At 69.5% G+C, this 16,370-nt stretch carries 19 protein-coding genes; 8 read left to right on the plus strand and 11 right to left on the minus strand.

Annotation, left to right across the window (positions count from 1 at the left end; translation table 11 throughout):
* The 3 genes from VFS34_10265 to VFS34_10275 all read left to right on the plus strand — a co-directional run.
* Nucleotides 1-236 (plus strand): ArsC/Spx/MgsR family protein (locus tag VFS34_10265; GenBank protein ID HET9794836.1); only part of this gene is annotated, 236 nt, incomplete at its 5' end.
* A 289-nt stretch (nt 237-525) separates the two neighbouring features.
* Nucleotides 526-1,071, plus strand: a complete 546-nt coding sequence (locus VFS34_10270) for a gluconate 2-dehydrogenase subunit 3 family protein (protein HET9794837.1) — start codon at nt 526-528, stop codon at nt 1,069-1,071.
* A complete protein-coding gene (locus VFS34_10275) occupies nt 1,068-2,624 on the plus strand; it encodes a GMC family oxidoreductase (GenBank protein HET9794838.1) in 1,557 nt (518 codons plus the stop codon). The genes VFS34_10270 and VFS34_10275 overlap by 4 nt, the downstream gene beginning before the upstream one ends.
* Nucleotides 2,625-2,632: 8 nt before the next feature.
* On the opposite strand, the gene VFS34_10280 is transcribed toward VFS34_10275, so the two are convergent.
* Both VFS34_10280 and VFS34_10285 read right to left on the minus strand, forming a co-directional pair.
* Entirely contained in the window at nt 2,633-3,130 is a 498-nt protein-coding gene (locus VFS34_10280; GenBank protein HET9794839.1) for a CBS domain-containing protein, read from the minus strand.
* A 166-nt stretch (nt 3,131-3,296) separates the two neighbouring features.
* The gene (locus VFS34_10285) at nt 3,297-4,034 is read right to left on the minus strand and encodes a 2OG-Fe(II) oxygenase (protein ID HET9794840.1); all 738 of its coding nucleotides are present in this window, start codon (nt 4,032-4,034) and stop codon (nt 3,297-3,299) included.
* 78 nt (nt 4,035-4,112) lie between these two features.
* On the opposite strand from VFS34_10285, the gene VFS34_10290 reads away from it, so the two are divergent.
* Nucleotides 4,113-4,628: a DinB family protein gene (locus VFS34_10290; GenBank protein ID HET9794841.1), complete on the plus strand. Its 516-nt coding sequence runs from the start codon at nt 4,113-4,115 to the stop codon at nt 4,626-4,628.
* Nucleotides 4,629-4,687: 59 nt separating this feature from the next.
* Here VFS34_10290 and VFS34_10295 read toward each other — a convergent pair whose 3' ends face one another.
* A complete protein-coding gene (locus VFS34_10295) occupies nt 4,688-5,176 on the minus strand; it encodes a hypothetical protein (GenBank protein ID HET9794842.1) in 489 nt (162 codons plus the stop codon).
* A gap of 178 nt (nt 5,177-5,354) precedes the next feature.
* On the opposite strand from VFS34_10295, the gene VFS34_10300 reads away from it, so the two are divergent.
* The gene (locus tag VFS34_10300; GenBank protein HET9794843.1) at nt 5,355-5,756 is read left to right on the plus strand and encodes a DUF5668 domain-containing protein; all 402 of its coding nucleotides are present in this window, start codon (nt 5,355-5,357) and stop codon (nt 5,754-5,756) included.
* Between the two features lie 27 nt (nt 5,757-5,783).
* Here the strand turns inward: VFS34_10300 and VFS34_10305 are convergent, their stop codons facing one another.
* Together VFS34_10305 and VFS34_10310 are read right to left on the minus strand one after the other, a co-directional pair.
* A complete protein-coding gene (locus VFS34_10305) occupies nt 5,784-6,725 on the minus strand; it encodes an EamA family transporter (GenBank protein ID HET9794844.1) in 942 nt (313 codons plus the stop codon).
* Nucleotides 6,726-6,812: 87 nt separating this feature from the next.
* The gene (locus VFS34_10310) at nt 6,813-7,235 is read right to left on the minus strand and encodes a metalloregulator ArsR/SmtB family transcription factor (GenBank protein HET9794845.1); all 423 of its coding nucleotides are present in this window, start codon (nt 7,233-7,235) and stop codon (nt 6,813-6,815) included.
* Nucleotides 7,236-7,479: 244 nt separating this feature from the next.
* Between VFS34_10310 and VFS34_10315 the strand changes: the two genes are divergently transcribed.
* Nucleotides 7,480-9,969, plus strand: a complete 2,490-nt coding sequence (locus VFS34_10315) for a hypothetical protein (protein ID HET9794846.1) — start codon at nt 7,480-7,482, stop codon at nt 9,967-9,969.
* Between the two features lie 85 nt (nt 9,970-10,054).
* Nucleotides 10,055-10,528: a VOC family protein gene (locus VFS34_10320; GenBank protein HET9794847.1), complete on the plus strand. Its 474-nt coding sequence runs from the start codon at nt 10,055-10,057 to the stop codon at nt 10,526-10,528.
* A gap of 15 nt (nt 10,529-10,543) precedes the next feature.
* Here VFS34_10320 and VFS34_10325 read toward each other — a convergent pair whose 3' ends face one another.
* Genes VFS34_10325 through VFS34_10335 form a run of 3 tightly spaced genes read right to left on the minus strand, consistent with a single transcriptional unit; the run spans nt 10,544 to nt 12,992 of the window.
* Nucleotides 10,544-11,524 (minus strand): pyruvate dehydrogenase complex E1 component subunit beta, encoded by a 981-nt coding sequence (locus VFS34_10325; GenBank protein ID HET9794848.1) that lies wholly within the window; start codon nt 11,522-11,524, stop codon nt 10,544-10,546.
* Nucleotides 11,525-11,544: 20 nt separating this feature from the next.
* Nucleotides 11,545-12,498, minus strand: a complete 954-nt coding sequence (locus VFS34_10330; protein ID HET9794849.1) for a thiamine pyrophosphate-dependent dehydrogenase E1 component subunit alpha — start codon at nt 12,496-12,498, stop codon at nt 11,545-11,547.
* A gap of 23 nt (nt 12,499-12,521) precedes the next feature.
* The gene (locus VFS34_10335; GenBank protein ID HET9794850.1) at nt 12,522-12,992 is read right to left on the minus strand and encodes an MgtC/SapB family protein; all 471 of its coding nucleotides are present in this window, start codon (nt 12,990-12,992) and stop codon (nt 12,522-12,524) included.
* 98 nt (nt 12,993-13,090) lie between these two features.
* On the opposite strand from VFS34_10335, the gene VFS34_10340 reads away from it, so the two are divergent.
* A complete protein-coding gene (locus tag VFS34_10340) occupies nt 13,091-14,038 on the plus strand; it encodes a prenyltransferase (GenBank protein HET9794851.1) in 948 nt (315 codons plus the stop codon).
* Nucleotides 14,039-14,056: 18 nt separating this feature from the next.
* Here the strand turns inward: VFS34_10340 and VFS34_10345 are convergent, their stop codons facing one another.
* The 3 genes from VFS34_10345 to VFS34_10355 all read right to left on the minus strand — a co-directional run.
* Entirely contained in the window at nt 14,057-14,842 is a 786-nt protein-coding gene (locus tag VFS34_10345) for an alpha/beta fold hydrolase (protein ID HET9794852.1), read from the minus strand.
* Nucleotides 14,843-14,855: 13 nt separating this feature from the next.
* A complete protein-coding gene (locus VFS34_10350; GenBank protein HET9794853.1) occupies nt 14,856-15,299 on the minus strand; it encodes a hypothetical protein in 444 nt (147 codons plus the stop codon).
* On the minus strand, nt 15,296-16,370 hold a 1,075-nt coding region (locus VFS34_10355; GenBank protein HET9794854.1), incomplete at its 5' end, for an A/G-specific adenine glycosylase. The genes VFS34_10350 and VFS34_10355, both read right to left, overlap by 4 nt.

Below are 16,370 nucleotides of genomic sequence, written 5' to 3' on the forward strand. Positions count from 1 at the left end.
TCCGCGCCGTTCTCGGCAGTCTCGACGTGCCCATTCGCGAGGCCGTGCGCTGGGACGAGCCGGTCGCCCGGAAGCTGGAGCTGAAGAAGCGGGATCTGACCGACGACGAGCTCGTCAATCTCATGGCGAAGCATCCGGACCTGATCCAGCGGCCCATCGTCGTCGCGGGCGGGCGCGCCGTTCTCGCGCGGCCCGCCGAGAAGCTGGACGCGCTCCTCCGTCGGCGTCGGAAATGAGCCGGTGCGGCGCCGGGCCGCTCGCGGTCCCCCGGCTGCTCGCCGCCGTCACGGCCGGCGCAGCGTCTCCGCCCCAGACCGAGATCCCGTGCGCGAGAACGGACGGCCGGTGCGAGTGGCGGTGAGTGCGCCCCACGGCGGTCGTTCCGATCCGCCACGACGAGTTCCCGTTCCTCCGAACGAGCGAGACGACCGTCGTTCTCCGCTGAAGCCGCGCCGGACCGGAGAGCGGGCTCTGGTGCGAACGCGTCAGGGGAGAGCCGGCGCCGGGGCTTAGAATCCGGCGATCATGGTCTCCCGCGAGGATCCGGTTTCCGGGATCACCCGGCGACAGCTCGTCCGCCGCGGGATCGTCGGGTCCCTTCTCTTCGCGGCGGCCGGGGCGACCGCGGCGTTCTGGTGGCCGACGCGCCGCCGGCGGCCGCGCCCCGGACTCCGCGTCCTCGACGAACGAGAAGCGGCGATCCTTTCGGCCGTGGCGGACACCGTCCTCGCGATCGAGCCCGGCGTTCCGTCGGCCGACGCGGTCGACGTCGTCGGGAGGGTCGACGCGCTGCTCGCGCGCTCGCCGGGCGACGTCCAGCGCGAATTCGCGCGTCTCCTCCATCTCTTCGAGAACGGAACGACGGGCCTGATCACCGCGACCGGCTGGACGTCGTTCACCGCCGCGGCGCCGGCCTCCCGCGAGGCGCGGCTGCGTGCCTGGCAGACGTCGCGGATCAGCCTCTTCCGGACGGGCTTCCAGGCGATGAAGAGGCTGTGCGGCGCCTGCTACTACTCATCGCCGGTTTCCTGGGCGGCGATCGGGTACCCGGGACCGCCGGATCTGGCATGAGCGCCGGCGCCGAGATCCCGAACCTCGTCCGCGGCCGGGACATCGGCGCCGACCGGATCCTCGACGCCGACGTCGCGATCGTCGGCAGCGGTCCCGGCGGATCGATCGCGGCCTACCGGCTCGCGGCCGCCGGCGCGCGGGTCGTCGTCCTGGAGGAAGGCGGCTACCACACGCGTCCGGAGTTCCGGATGCAGGAGGAGTGGTCGTACCCGACCCTCTATCAGGATCACGCCAATCGGGCGACCGACGATCTCTCGATCACGGTGCTGCAGGGACGATCGGTCGGCGGCGGGACGACCGTCAACTGGACGACTTCGCTCCGCACGCCGCCGACGACCCTCGATTTCTGGAAACGGGCGCGCCGCGTCGAAGGGGTGACGGCGGAGGCGCTCGCGCCGCACTGGGACGAGGTCGAGCGCCGCCTGAACGTGCACACTCCGGAGGAAGGGGAGATCAACGAGAACAACCGCGCGCTCCTCGACGGGGCGAAGCGTCTCGGCTACGGGTTCGAGCTCCTTCCCCGGAACGTCTCGGATTGCGTGCTGACGGGGATGTGCGGTCTGGGATGTCCCGTCGACGCCAAGCAGGCGATGCACCTGACCTATCTTCCCGATGCCGCCGCCCACGGGGCGGTGATCTTCGCGAACTGCCGGGTCCGGCGTCTCACCCGCCGCGGCCGGAGGGTCACGGAGGCGGCCGCGGACGTCCTCGACGAGTCGCGCGATCGCCCCGCCGGGCCGACGCTGACGGTCCGCGCTCGCACGTTCATCCTCTCCGCCGGAGCGATCAACACGCCGAGGCTGCTGCAGCGTTCCGGCCTGCCGGATCCCTACAGGATCGTGGGGCGGCGCACGTGGCTGCACCCGACGCTCGCATCCGCCGCCCACTTCGACCGGAAGATCGAACCGTATTTCGGCGCGCCCCAGACGGTCGGGTCCCATCACTTCGCGATCCGGCCGGGAAGGATCGGTTTCTTCCTCGAGACGCCTCCCGCCCAGCCGATGCTCGCCGGGCTCGCGCACGCGGGGTTCGGTCCGGAACATCGGCGCGCGATGAAGGAGCTGCCGAACACCGCCGTCCTGATCGCCCTCCTGATCGACGGGTTCCTCGACGAGGAACATGGCGGGACCGTCGGGGAGCGGGGCGGCGGGCGGCTCTCGTTCCGCTACGACCGCGGGCCCGCCCTGGCCGAGGCGATGCGCGAAGCCATGAAGACGATGGCCCGCATCCATCTCGCGGCGGGGGCGCGCGAGGTCGTCACGTTCCACGAGCCTCCGCTTCGCCTCCGGACGGAACGGGACGTGGCGCGGATCGACGAGGCCTCGGTCGCGCCGAACCGCTGCGGCGTCTTCACCGCGCACCAGATGGGGGGAGCGCCGATGGGGGAGGATCCCGGGATCGCGGTCGTCGACTCGCGCCTGAAGCACCACTTCTTCGACAATCTCTACGTGATGGACGGCTCGGTCTTCCCGACGTCGCTCGGCGTCAATCCGCAGATTTCGATCCTGGGGCTGTCCAGCCTCGCGGCTTCCGCTCTCGCGAAGGCGGGCTGAGCCGGGGCTCAGTCCGAGACCAGGAGCTTGACGAGGTCGAGCGCGGAAACGATTCCTGCGACCTTGCCGTCGCGCGTCACGAACAGGCGATGGACGTGCCCGGAGACCATCTCTCTCGCGATCTCGGAGACCGGCGTGCCCGCCCCGACCGAGAGCACCGCCGGCGTCATGATGTCGCGGACGAGGAGATCGTCGTTCTCGATGTGGAGGTTCTTCATCTCCTCGACGTCGATCTGGTCCCCGAACTCGCGCATCGAGAACCGGGGGTCGGAATGGTCGATCGTGAAGTCCATCTCGTGGCGGCGGCTCTTCTCGGCGACGTCGGTCGCCGAAACGACGCCGATCAGCTGGTCGTCGTCGTCGACGACGGGAACGCCGGTGATCTCGTTCTCCGCGAGGAACTCGGCGAGCTCGCGCACGCCAAGGTCCTGATGCACGCTCATCACGTCCTTCGTCATCAGGTCGGCGGCGGTGAATTTGTCGATGTCGGCCTTGACCGGAGTCATGGGGTCACCTCGCCGCCATATTCCACCGATCGGGCCGCCCGCGAATGATTCAAATGGAGGAATCGGGCCGGCCGCTCGCGGCCGCCGGCAGTTCCGGGTCGCCCGGTCCCCGGGTCTCGAGTCGGGATAGGGTTGCCGATTTCCGACCCGACCGCGATCCGGCGCGTCACGCCGCATCGTGAAAGATGATCGCGAGCGCGAATCGCTCGCCGGCGCGAACGCGGCTCGCGCCGTGACGGACGGTGGCCCGGTACCAGCCGCGCGTGCCTCGGACCGGACGAAACCGGTTCGGGAAGACGACGAGCTCGCCCCGGGCGGGCACGATGGCGGTTCCGACGGACTGGGCGCGGGGGCGCTGTTCGACGAGCAGGAACTCTCCTCCGGCATAGTCGGTTCCCGGCCGGGAAAGCGGGATCATCGCCTGCAGCGGAAAGGCTTTCTCGCCGTAGAGGTCCTGGTGAAGACGGTTGTAGCCGCCGGCCTGGTATCGGAGCATGAGCGGCGTGGGTTTGGTCTGGCCCGCCGCCGCGCACTCGGCGAGAAACATGGCGAGCCGCGGCGGGAACCGACGTTCCTCGCCGAACGCTTCCATCCAGGCGTTGGCGATCGGCGAGAGGCGGAGATAGAGCTCTTCTCGAAGTCGCTCGACGATCTTCGGGAGCGGCCGCTTGAAATACTTGTACTCGCCCTCCCCGAAACGGTGACGGGCCATGTCGATCCGGCTCCGGAAGAGCCGTTCTCGTTCGTAGAGCGCGGCGAGCTGGGCGCATTCGCGGGGGGAGAGGATCGGGGCGCCGCTCCGAGCGTGGCCCTCGGAATCGAGGGCGCGGGCGAGAGCCCTCCAGTCGAGAGCGGCGAGCCGGGAGCGGATCGAACGATCGGCGGCGGCTCCGGTCGGCGACATGGGCGAATCTTCTCACTCGAAAGGGGCCGCTTTCGGCGGGATTCGGACTCCATCGCCGGGACCGGTAAACTTCCCGGCGTGGCGGTCTCTCCCGAAACCGTGCGGCGGCATCTCGCCTATACCGAATGGGCGACGGCCCGTCTCCTCGGCGCGGCGCGGGAGCTCCCGCCGCAGGATCTCCTTCGCGACTTCGGCACCGCCGACAAGAGCGTTCTCGGCACTCTCACGCATCTCTTCGGAGCGGACCGCGTCTGGCTCGCGCGGCTCCAGGGAGGCGCGCAGGAATGGCCGCGCGAGTACGCCCTCGAGGATCTCGCGGCGGACTGGGGAGTCGTGTATGCGCGCTGGCAGGCCTGGGCGGCCGGGTCGACCGAGGAAAGCCTCGCCGAGCGAATCTCCTACCGCGACATGAAGGGCAACCCGTGGATCACTCCCGTCTGGCAGATCGTGCTCCACGTCGTCAATCACGGGACGCATCACCGGGGACAGGTCGCCGGCTTCCTCCGCGCGATGGGAAGGACGCCGCCGCCCCTCGATCTGATCGCGTTCTATCGCGAGCTCGACGGCGCGGCCGCCCGCCCCGCGGGATCGTGAAAAGGAACCGCCCCCTCCGGAGAGGGGGCGGCGAGGAGAGCGACCCGAAGAAGGGTCGGTCAGTGTCCCGGTGTCATCATCGGGCAGTCGTCGGGCATGCCGTGCGGGCCCATCGCATGCATCCCTTCGCCGCAGCATCCCGGCATCCCGCCGGTCCTGCCGTGCATCATCGGGTGGCCTTCGCCCATTCCGCCGCCGCAGCACGCCATTCCGCCCATTCCCGGCATGCCGGGCATTCCGCCCATCATCTGCTCGTGGAAAGCGACGAGACGATCGAGCGCGGTCTCGAGCGCCGCGACCTTCTTTTCGCCGCGGGCTTTCTTCGCTTCGTCGACCGAGGCGCGGATTTCCTTCCACGCGGCGGCCGTCTTGTCGGCCATCGCCTTGCGGGAATCCATCATCTTCTGACGTTGCGCCGCCATCTCCTGGCAATGCTTCGCGCAGGCATCGGCGTCGAATCCGCGAGGCGGGGCGGGCTTGTCCTCCGCCGCGGCGGCCGCGGCGACGACGAGCGCCGCGGCGATGGAAAAGATTCTCAGTCGAGTCATCTTGGGTTCCTCCCTTCGAACCGCCGCCAATGTAATCCGCGGCGAGGGGGGCGTTCGTGATCCAAGTGAATCAGGGAAGGCTCTGCCGACGGCCGCCCTTCGGCAGCCGGGAGTGGCATTCCGTCCGCCGGGCCTTTATCGTTCCGGTGTCGGCCGTACCGCGACGAAAGGAGCTGCCGTGAACGACTCGTCCAATGCCGGCCCCCGTCCTGCGGGGGAACTTCCTCCGCGGCGGGCGAACCGCAGCGGGGCGGCGACCGGGATCCTCCTGATCGTCGTCGGAGCGGCTCTCCTCCTCGCGCAGCTGCGAATGCTCTCCCTCGCGCCGCTCGGGCACTGGTGGCCCGTGCTGCTGATCGGGTTCGGCATGCTTCGTCTCTTCGGCGGGCCGCGCCAGCGCTGGAGCGGGTACTGGATCCTGGTCACCGGAATCTACGGGGCGATCGGCGAATGGGGGCCGTTCGGCCTGACATGGGCCGACGCCTGGCCGATCTTCATCATCGCCGCGGGAGTCGGGATCCTCGGCCGAAGCGGTCCGCGGCCGTGGTTCACTCCGGACACGCCCCGCCGGCCGAACTGACTCTCCGGCGGCGGCCGACGCCCGCCGTCAATCCGCGGCGGCCGTGCGACGGGCCGGCGCCTCTCTCTCCGCGGGCGCCCGCCGCGAACTCCCGTAGAGGAGAATCAGCGACACGGCGCCCACGACCGCGAGCGCCGCGAGCGCGACGCGGAGGGTGAGGACCTCGCCTCCGAGAACGATGCCGAGGATCACCGCGACGATGGGATTGACGAACGCGTACGTCGAGACGCGGTCGGGCGCGACGACCTTCAGCAGCCAGACGTAAGCCGAGAACCCGACGACCGACCCGAACACGATCAGATAGCCGAGCGCCCCGAGGGACCGGGCCGAGAGGGCGCGAAGATGGAGCGCCGATCCTTCGCCCCCGGCGAGTCCCGCGATCCAGAGGGCGGCGCCCCCCGCGAGCGCCTCCATCGCCGTCGCGAGAAGCGTCTCCTTCGGAAGCGGCGCCCGGCGGCTCCAGAGCGACCCGATCGACCAGGAGAGCGCCGCGACGACGAGCGCGCCGGCCGGAACGAGAGGGACCGCGTCGCCGCTTCGATGGGGAAGGACGAGGATCGCGATGCCGCCGAGTCCGAGGACGAGGCCGGCGAAGACCGGGAAAGCCGGGCGGCGCCGCTCTCCGGCCGCCGAGAGGGCGACCATCCAGAGCGGAACCGACGCGACGATCAGCGCCGCCGGTCCCGACGCCATGCGCGTCTCGGCCCACGAGACCAGACCGTTTCCGCCGAGCAGGAGGAGCGCGCCGATCGCCGCCGCCGCCTTCCAGTGCCGTGCCGTCGGTCGCGGCGCCCCTTTACGGCGGGCGAACGCGTACAGGATCGCTCCCGCCGCGAGGTGCCGCGTTCCGGCCATGAGAAACGGCGGGATCGTCGCGACCGCGAAGCGGATCGCGAGGTAAGTGGAACCCCAGACGAAATAGACGGCCGCGAATGCGGCGACGACGGCGGATCGGGAGGGATGCTTCATCGGCTCCGAGTCTCTCCTCACCGCGGAAGATTTTCCCGCCGGAAACGGACGTCGAAAGGGCCACTTTCGCGGATGGCGCGAGACCGGTCAGGCCGATCTCCGGCGAGGAGGAGGTTTCCTCCTCTGATTCCGGCGGCGCGGTCGTCGCGCCGCCGCCGTGTCCGAATCGGCCGCGGCGGTTGCTCGGCCGTCGCGGCGCAAATGCTCGGCGAGCGCGTCGAGCCGGCGCTCCCAGAAGTGCCGGTATTCCTCGAGCCACGCCGACGCATCGCGCATCGGCTCCGGCTCGAGCGCGCACCAGTGGGCGCGTCCCTCCTTGCGCGTCCGCACGAGGCCGGCCTGCTCGAGCACCCGCACGTGTTTCGAGACGGCCGGCAGAGAAACGGGAAAGGGACGGGCGAGCTCCGAGATCGTCGCGTCGCCGAGCGAAAGACGGGCGAGGATCGCCCGCCGCGTGGCGTCGGCGAGGGCGGAAAAGGCCGCGTCGAGGTTTCGGATTTTATTAACCATATGGTTTAGTGTTCTCGCGGCGCGAGGCCCTGTCAAGCGGGTTCCTCGAAACCGTTGCTCAAATCGGAAACGGTTTTGCCCTCGTTCCAAACGAGATCCTCCAATGTCATATTTATGCTTTACCTTCAATAACTTACGCTGAATTTTTCATTGAAAACACGGGTGGGCGTTGGTTACGCTGGCCGTCATTCGGAACATCGTTTTCCCTCGTTTTTCCAGAATCTCTTTTTCAGAAGGAGGAAGGATGATCACGCGCAAATGGCTCGCGTTCGGCATCTCCGCGGCTGCCGTCTTCGCGCTCGGCGGAACGCGGCCGTCGGCGGCCCAGGGCTCCGACGACACGAGCTACAAGAACTCCGTCGGGCCCCAGACGCCCGACACGAACGATCCGGACGGCGACTCCGCGGAGAACCCGCGCGGCCGGTCGGAGTGGAGGGACAGCCGGGTCAACGGCCCCCTCCCATCCTCGTTCAGCCGGGACTTCGTCTCCGCCGGAAAGGCCGCCCGAGCGGCGCATCGCGGATCGCTCCCGAGCGGCGGAACCGGCACGTGGGTCTCGCTCGGACCCACGAACGCGAATCAGTTCCAGAACGGCGTGACCAAACCCGCGGTCGACAGCGGCCGGCTCCGCAACATCCTTCCCGATCCCCGCAACGGCGACGTCGTCTACGTCCTGTCGTCGTCGGGCGGGCTCTGGAAGACGACGAACTTCACCGCGAACAAGCCGACGTGGTCTCCGAGAGCGGACTTTCTCTTCGCCGAATCCGGCGGCAGCGCCGCCTTCGGCCGGACGCCGGACGTCCTCTATCTCGGATCGGGCGATCCGTTCGAGCAGGGCGTCGGGGGTTTCGTCTACAAGTCGGTCGACGGGGCCGCCACCTGGAACGACGGCGTCTGGCTGCCGGGAGTGACGACGATCCACGACATCAAGGTGGACACGTCCCAGGGTTCGACGACCGCGGACGACATCGTGCTCGTCGCGACCGACGCGGGGCTCTTCCGCTCGGCCGACGGGGGCGCGACGTTCGCCCTCGCCTCCGACATCAACGCGTTTCCTCCCTTCACCACGGAAGTCTGGAGCCTGGCGCCGACGAGCGCGGGCTGGATCGCATCCTCCGCGGTCTGGATCACGTGCCCCAACTGCCTCGAGTTCACCGTGATGTACGTGTCGGCGGATCACGGGGCCAGCTGGTCGTTCATCCCCGACGCGGGCACGACCCCGATCTCCGATTTCTCGGCCGGCCGGGCGACGCTCGCCGCGAATCCGGGATCGAACGTCGTATACGCCGAAGTCGCCAACAACGACGGCAGCGATCAGGTCGACATCTACAAGTCGACCGACGGCGGTCTCGACTGGGCGGCGCTCGGCGTGAACGCGAAGACCCCGACGAATCCGAACGTCTTCAACCCCGACGTGAACCTGATGCACGGGCAGGCCTGGTACAACCAGATGATCGTGACGGATCCCGCCGATACGACGGGGAACACCGTCTACGCCGGCGGCAACTACAGCTCGGCGGTTTCCCGCGACGGCGGGAACACCTGGACGCTCCTCTCGAGCTGGCTCGGCCAGTACTCGAACAAGCCTCCGGGCCCGCACAACCAGCCGGCGGATCCGATCGTCCTCCCGTACGTGCACGCGGACTTCCACGCCGCCGCGATCTCGGTGATCGGAGGGAAGAAGACGATCTTCTTCGGAAGCGACGGCGGCATCTTCTATTCGACCGACGAGGGAAAGTCGTTCCAGAACAACGCGAACGAGGGGCTCGTCACGCACCTCATCTACGCGCTCGCCTCCGGTACGAAAGACTCCGACAACGTGCTCATCGGACTCCAGGACAACGGCACCCGCTATCGGGTGTCCTCGTCGACGACTTACCGCGGGTCGATCGGCGGCGACGGCTTCGGCGTGGGATGGAGCCAGGCGAACAACGACTTCACGTTCGGAAGCTACACGTTCCTGAAGATCTTCCGCTCGACGAACAATCCCCCGAATCAGCAGACGAAGTTCGTCAACCTCCGGGCGAGCACGAACCTCGGCGACTACGCCGGAGACTCCAACTTCGTGACGCCGTTCGCGACGCCGACGGCCTCCGCGGACCCGACCGGCGCCCGCTTTTATACCTACACGAACCATTACGTCCTCGGAACCGCAGACGGCGGGAACACCTGGAACGAGGTGTGGAAGTCCAGCGACGGATCGATCATCCGGCCCGACAGTTTCGCGGTCGGGCTGGAGGCGCACGACCTCAACGACGTTGCCGCGATCGGAAACGCGGGACTCATCCGGTACACGACGGACGGCGGCGCCACATGGACGTCGAAGAACGTGATCACCCTCCTCCCCGGCTGGCAGGGGTTTAACTCGACGATCACGATCTCGAAGAACCCGGGCGATCCGACGCATCCGATCCTGTACGTCGGGTCGGAGAACACCGCGCTCGGCTCGATGCACATCGCCAAGAGCGTCGACGGCGGGAGCACCTGGACCGACGTCACGCAGTGGGCGGCGTTCCCGGTCAACAAGCTCCTCGTCGATCCGGACGACGCGAACGTCGTGTACGCCTCGACGTGGCTCGGGGTGCTCTACACGACCGACGGGGGGGCGAGCTGGGACTTCCTCGGGCCCAACCTTCCGCTCGTCGAAGCGACCGACCTCTATCTCTCCCCGGACGGATCGTTCCTTCGGGCGGCGACGTACGGCCGCGGCGTCTGGCAGATCACCCTCAAGTAGAGCCTCCTCTCGACCGCGATGGGGGCCGCCCGGCGAGGGCGGCCCCTTTTTCCTGTCCTAAGATTGACGCCGGAAGGAGAGAGCCATGTCCGTCAAACCGATTCCCGAGGGCTACCACGCGCTGACGCCGTATCTGATCGTCGACGGGGCCGCCGCCGCGATCGACTTCTACGTCAAGGCGTTCGGAGCGGTCGAACTGATGCGCATGCCGGCGCCCAACGGCCGGATCGGGCACGCGGAGGTCCGGATCGGCGATTCGCATCTGATGCTCGCCGACGAGGACCCGGCGATGGGATATCGCGGCCCGAAGTCCGGCGGGGGCAACGCGATCAGCCTTCTGCTGTACGTCGCGGACTGCGACGCGGTGATCAGCCGGGCGGTCGCGGCCGGCGCGACGCTGACGCGGCCCCCCGCGGACCAGTTCTACGGCGACCGGTCCGGAGGGGTCACCGATCCGTTCGGGCACTCCTGGTACGTGTCGACGCACGTCCGCGACGTCTCCGACGAGGAGATGAGGCGGGTCGTGGACGAGAAGATCCGGACAGCCGGGAAGAAATAGGCGGGCGGCGGAAGGTCAGGCCGCCGTTCCTTCCCGCTGCCGGACGACGAGCGTCCGGACGCTCTCGACGATCGCCGTAGGCTGCGGCACGAACGCCTGCTCGAGAGCCCAGCTCGACGGCGCCGGCGCGTCCGGTCCCGTGATCCGCACGACGGGCGCGCGCAGCCGGTCGAACGCCTTCTCCGCCGCCGTCGCGGCCACTTCGGCGCCGACGCCGCACGTGCGGCTCGCCTCGTGGACGACGACGAGCCGTCCGGTCCGCCGGACCGATTCGAGAACGGTCTCCTCGTCCCACGGCTTGACGGAGCGGAGGTCGATGACCTCGGCGGATATCCCCTCGGCGGCAAGGGTGTCGGCCGCGGCCGCGCACGCCGGAACCATCTTCGCGTAGGCGACGAGCGTCACGTCCGTGCCCCGCCGGCACACCGCGGCTTTGCCGATCGGCACGACGTGTTCCCCTTCCGGGACGTCGCCCTCCGCGTGGAGGAGCGGCATGTCGGCGAAGAACATCACCGGGTTCTCGTCGCGGATCGCCGACTTCATCAGTCCCTTGAAGTCGGCCGGCGTCGAGGGCATCACGACCTTGATTCCGGGGGTATGGGCGAACCACGCCTCGATGTTCTGGTTGTGCTGGGCCCCGACCGTCCAGCCGCACCCCGTCATCGCCATCGCCACGAGCGGAAAGGAGAACTGGCCCCCCGAAACGTACCGGAGCTTTCCGGCGCTGTTGACGAGCTCCTCCATCGAGAAGCAGATGAACGGAGCGAAGAGGAGGTCGATCACCGGGCGGAGCCCGGTTGCGGCGGCGCCGGCGGCGGTGCCCGCGATGATTCCCTCCGCGAGCGGGGTGTTCCGCACGCGGGCGCCTCCGAACTCGGCGACGAGTTCGCGGCGCTTCGTCGCGACGCCTTCGCCGAACATGACGACCCGGGGATCGCGCCGCATCTCCTCGGCGATCGCTTCTCCCATGGCCTGCATCGCGCTCATTCTGGGCATGGCTTCTCCTTCGCGCCGGTTCAGGCGTAGACGTCCGTCGTGACTTCCTCGGGGGCGGGGAAGGGCGACGAGGCGGCGAACTGCGCCGCGGCGTCGATCCGCGCCCGCGCGTCCCGCTCCATCGCCTCGAAATCGGCATCCGCGAGCTCGCCGGCCGCGCGAAGGCGCGCCCGGAGCGCCGGAATCGGATCGCGCGCCTTCCACGACGCGAGCTCGCCGGGGTCCACGTAAGACTGGTCGTCCGGCTCGAAATGGCCGCGCAGGCGGTACGTGTAGGTCTCGAGCAGGAAGGGACGCTTCGTGCGGCGAATCGACTCGATCGCCTCCGCCGCCGCCGCGTGCACCGCCTCGACGTCGTTGCCGTCGACCGTGCGTCCTTCGATCCCGTACGCCGACGCGCGGTCGGCGATGTGGTCGATCCGCATCGTCTCCCTGCGAGGCACGTAGGCCTGCCACTGGTTGTTCTCGCAGACGTAGAGGATCGGGAGATTCCAGACGGCCGCGAGATTGACGGACTCGTGGAAGATCCCTTCGCAGGCCGCGCCGTCGCCGAAGAAACAGGCCACGATCGCGTCCTCTCCGAGCAGGGTGAGCGACAGCGCGACGCCGGTCGCGAGCGAAAGCTCGCCGCCCACGATCGTCGACGTCAGGATCACGCCGAGATCCTTGACGGAGATGTGAAGCGTTCCGCTCTTCCCTTTGCAGTAGCCGGTCGCGCGCCCGGCGATCTCGGCCATCATCCGGCCCGGATCGGCCCCTCGCGCGAGGAGATGGCCGGCGCTCCGATGGTTCGTCAGGATCCGGTCCTTCGGGCCGAGCGCCGAGACGACGCCCACGGCCGAAGCCTCCTGGCCGACCGACGTGCAGGTCCCCGCCGCCTTGCCCTCGGACTGGAGCGCGACGTTCTTCTCCTCGAAGGCGCGGATCAGGAGCATCCGCTCGAGCATCGATCTTCGCGGGTCGTGGTCGGTCATTTCTCCTCCGGGGCGCGAATCTATCAGGACCGAGGGTCGCCGGGGGCGTCGCCGCGGCCTTCGCGGCGGTCGAGCCGGCGCTTGAGCGGCAGCAGGGCCCGAAGCGTCAGAAAATTCAGGATCGCGAGGACGAAAGCGATGTCGAGACGGCCGAACGCGACCGCCGCGCCGACGGCTCCCATCGACCAGACGCTCGCCGCCGCCGCCGTGCCGCTCACCGTCGCGCCTTCGCGGAGGATCGCACCGCCGCCGACGAATCCGATCCCGGTCATCAGCCCCTGGAGGGCGCGAAGGTCGCCGGTTCCCGGGGCGCCCTGCACCGCGACCAGCATGTAGCCGCAGCTCGCGACGGCGACGATCGGGAACGTCCGGATGCCCAGGATCCCTCCTTCCCGTTCCCCCTGCCAGCCGGCGGGGAGCGCGAAGACGTAGGACAGGGCCATCTTTCCGGCGGTTTCCATCACGTTGGAAGTTCCGAGGTCCATGACGGCCATGGCGTCTCCTCCTCGCGACTTCCCGATCATAGCCGTTGATCCGACTGCATCTGGCGCCCCGCGCCGCGGCGCGGGACGATTCTTCCGGAGGCCCGCCGATGTCTTCAGCCGCGGTCCCGCGATCGAAGCCGCCCGGCGAAAGACCTTCGTTTCGCCGCGGCCTGTGGCGGCTCGCCGATCCGAAGATCTCTCTCGCGTCGATGGCGGGGATGTTCCTGGGGGCGGCGGCCGCGGCGCGCGGCGGCGCGCTCTCGCCGGCGTGGCTCGCGCTCACGGTCGCCGGAATCTTCGCGATCGAGGTCGCCAAGAACGCGTCGGGGGAAATCTTCGATTTCGATTCGGGGACCGATCTCGCCGTCGCTCCCGAAGAGCGGACGCCGTTCTCGGGGGGGAAGCGCGTGCTCGTGGACGGGCTCCTCACGCGGAGCCAGACGAAAGGGATCGCCTGGGCCGGGTACGCGCTCGGCGCGGCCGCCGGGATCGCGATCGCCTTCTTTCGCGAGCCGGCGGCGCTCGCCTTCGGCGCCGCGGGGGTCGCGCTCGCCTTCTTCTACCACGCTCCTCCCGCGCGGCTTTCGTACCGGGGGTGGGGGGAGGCGGCCGTCGCGATCGTCTACGGTCCGCTGATCGTGCTGGGGACGGAGACGGTCCAGCGCGGCCGCCCGTCGGCTCTCGCCCTGCTCGCCTCGATCCCGCTCGGCCTCATGATCGGCGCGTTCCTCTGGGTCAACGAGATCCCGGACCGCCGCGCGGACGCTTCCGCGGGGAAGCGGACGCTGGTCGTCCGCCTCGGGCCGAAGCGCGCCGCGGCGTCGTACGCCGGCATCGTGGCTGCGGCTTTCCTTCTCCAGGCGATCCTTCCCTGGGCGGCTCGCGCGCCGGGCGCGGCGCTCGGGATGCTCGCGCTTCCTCCCGCCGTCGCCGCCGCCCTTCTCCTCGACCGGGGGCGCGCCGGGACCGGGCGGATCGCCTCGGCGCAGGCTTTGACTCTCGTGTCGTTCCTGATCCTCGCCGTGGCCGGCGGGATCGGCCTCGCCGTCGTCTGACGGGGACGGCGTCCGGGCCTAAGCCAGCGATTTCGCGAAGAACGACGAAAGCGCCGCGGCGACGGCATCGGGATTCTCCATCGGGGAGAGATGTCCGGCGCCGGGAACCGTGACGAGCTCCGCTCCGGGAATGCCTCGCGCGATCGACTCCGCCCGCTCGACGGGCGTGATCGCATCCTCGGAACCGACGAGAACCAGCGCGGGAACCGCGATGGTTCCGAGCGACGGGAGGGAATCGGCGCGATCGCGCATCGCGAGGAGGTCGTTCTCGATCGAGTTCGGGTTCTGCCGCCGGACGATCGCGCGGACGCGGGCGACGAGATCCGGGCGGCTCCGCGCGCCGGCCGAGAGGAGCTTCGGGATCATCCCGTCGGACACCGCCGACGGTCCCATTTCGCGCGCGGTGAAGATGGCCCGATTGCGCGCCTGCCGCCCCGCCCCGTCGTCCGCCCCGCCCTGGGTGTCGACGAACGCGGCGGCCGCGACGACTTCGGGTCGCGCGCGGAGGAGCTCGAAAAGCACGTATCCGCCCATCGAGAACCCCGCGATCCCCACTTTCCCGCCGGCCGCGTCCGCGACGGCCGCGATCCAGCCGGCGTACTCCGCCATCGAAGGCTGCGGCGGATGGGGGGTGTCGCGCCGCGACGGGAGATCCGGCCGCAGGACGCGGAACTTCGGGGCGAGCCTTCGCGAAACGTCCGACCACATGTCGCCGTCGAGCGGATAGCCGTGGACGAGGACGACGGCCGGTCCGGATCCTTCTTCGCGCACTTCCACGTTGCGGAACTGGTATTTCACGCGCATCGGTGAACCTCGATCAGCGGGAATCCGACGAATCGGGCGGCGGAGGGTGGGGGGGCGGGGGAGAAGCGTGCTTCTTCGCCCGATGAGCGGATTTCTTCGGCGGCGCGGGCGACTTCTCGGGCGGCGACGCCTTTTCCGCGGAGGGCTTGCCGGCGACGTCCGCGTCGATCCCGCGCTCGGCGCGTTGTTCGCGGGCGATCGCGCCGAGCTGCTTCGTGTCGGTGCGGTCGAGCTTCTTCTTCTCCTCGACCGGGACCACGGTTTCCTCGCGCGCGACCTCCGACTGCTTGACCGTCAGGAAGCGTCCGTCTTTCGTGGTGAAACTCACCATTCCGCTGCGGTGTTTCGGGGGCTGCGGGACGTCGTAGCGCTCTCCCGATTTCATCGTCAGGATCACTTCGGCGGAGAGGGGAGCGGCGAGAAAGAGAAGAACGACGGCCCGGCCCGGGAACCTCATCCGGCGATTCTACGACGATCCGCCCCCGCCCGCGACACTTCGCGGACGATCTTCTTGGTGAGGGACGGCGCCGCCGACCTCTCGATCTGACCGGCGGTCATCCACCGGTCGCCCGGCGCGGCCGACGCGCGGCGCGCGCGGTAGACCTCCACGCGGACCCGCCGGCCCGCGATCGGCTGCTCGACGATCTCGCGGGGACGCGAGGCGGCGCCGGGAAACCCTCGACGGAACCGCGCGCGCGCGACCGCGAGAGAGTCGGCCTCTTCGCCCGGGAGCTCCCACATTCCGGCCAGGAACCCGGAAGTCCGTCGGCGGACGAGAAATTTCCCTTCGGGCGACACGACGGCCGCGACGCAGCGAAAGAACGGGCGCGCGGCGGGCCGCTGCGGGCGAATCGGGAACGCGTCGACCGAGCCGCGGCGGAACGCGGCGCAATGCGCGCTCAGCGGGCAGGAAGGGCAATCCGGCCGTCTCGGCCGGCAGATCGTCTGGCCGAGGTCGAAGATCGCGGCGACCGAATCTCCGGGACGGCGCGCGGAGACGACGTCGCCAACCCGGCTCTCCGGTTCCGCCGTCGCGAAGAGCCGCGAGACGACCCGGCGGACGTTCGCCTCCATCGGGAGGGTCGGACGCCCGAACGCGATCGCCGCGACGGCTCGCGACATGTACTCTCCCATTCCGGGCAACGCGCGAAGAGCTTCGACGTCGTCGGGAAGCTTGCCGCCGTGCCGTTCCACGACCAGCCTTGCCGCGCGATGGAGATTGCGGGCGCGCGCGTAGTACCCGAGCCCGGACCAGGCGGCGAGGACGGCGTCGGGACGCGCGCGGGCGAGCGCCTCGACCGTCGGGAACCTCCGCAGGAACTCCGCGTAACGCGGGAGCGCCGCCTGCACGGTCGTCTGCTGGAGCATGACCTCCGACACCCAGATCGCGTACGGATCGCGCGTTCCCCGCCACGGGAGCTCGCGCTTCTCGCGGTCGAACCAGGCGAGGAGCTTCGAACGAAGACGATCGCCGCCGGACATCGGGCGGCGATCGTAGCAAAGCCCCTCGCGGGCCGGTGACCGACCG

The organism is Thermoanaerobaculia bacterium (genome assembly GCA_035717485.1).
Classification (GTDB): Bacteria; Acidobacteriota; Thermoanaerobaculia; order UBA5066; family DATFVB01; genus DATFVB01.

Coding starts and splice junctions, on each gene's coding strand:
- VFS34_10325 (HET9794848.1), bottom strand. CDS start 11,524: ATGCCCAGAATGAGCGCGATGCAGGCCATGGGAGAAGCGATCGCCGAG.
- VFS34_10295 (HET9794842.1), bottom strand. CDS start 5,176: ATGACTCGACTGAGAATCTTTTCCATCGCCGCGGCGCTCGTCGTCGCC.
- VFS34_10280 (HET9794839.1), bottom strand. CDS start 3,130: ATGACTCCGGTCAAGGCCGACATCGACAAATTCACCGCCGCCGACCTG.
- VFS34_10335 (HET9794850.1), bottom strand. CDS start 12,992: ATGGCCGTCATGGACCTCGGAACTTCCAACGTGATGGAAACCGCCGGA.
- VFS34_10345 (HET9794852.1), bottom strand. CDS start 14,842: ATGCGCGTGAAATACCAGTTCCGCAACGTGGAAGTGCGCGAAGAAGGA.
- VFS34_10350 (HET9794853.1), bottom strand. CDS start 15,299: ATGAGGTTCCCGGGCCGGGCCGTCGTTCTTCTCTTTCTCGCCGCTCCC.
- VFS34_10270 (HET9794837.1), top strand. CDS start 526: ATGGTCTCCCGCGAGGATCCGGTTTCCGGGATCACCCGGCGACAGCTC.
- VFS34_10320 (HET9794847.1), top strand. CDS start 10,055: ATGTCCGTCAAACCGATTCCCGAGGGCTACCACGCGCTGACGCCGTAT.
- VFS34_10275 (HET9794838.1), top strand. CDS start 1,068: ATGAGCGCCGGCGCCGAGATCCCGAACCTCGTCCGCGGCCGGGACATC.
- VFS34_10285 (HET9794840.1), bottom strand. CDS start 4,034: ATGTCGCCGACCGGAGCCGCCGCCGATCGTTCGATCCGCTCCCGGCTC.
- VFS34_10315 (HET9794846.1), top strand. CDS start 7,480: ATGATCACGCGCAAATGGCTCGCGTTCGGCATCTCCGCGGCTGCCGTC.
- VFS34_10310 (HET9794845.1), bottom strand. CDS start 7,235: ATGGTTAATAAAATCCGAAACCTCGACGCGGCCTTTTCCGCCCTCGCC.
- VFS34_10330 (HET9794849.1), bottom strand. CDS start 12,498: ATGACCGACCACGACCCGCGAAGATCGATGCTCGAGCGGATGCTCCTG.
- VFS34_10305 (HET9794844.1), bottom strand. CDS start 6,725: ATGAAGCATCCCTCCCGATCCGCCGTCGTCGCCGCATTCGCGGCCGTC.
- VFS34_10340 (HET9794851.1), top strand. CDS start 13,091: ATGTCTTCAGCCGCGGTCCCGCGATCGAAGCCGCCCGGCGAAAGACCT.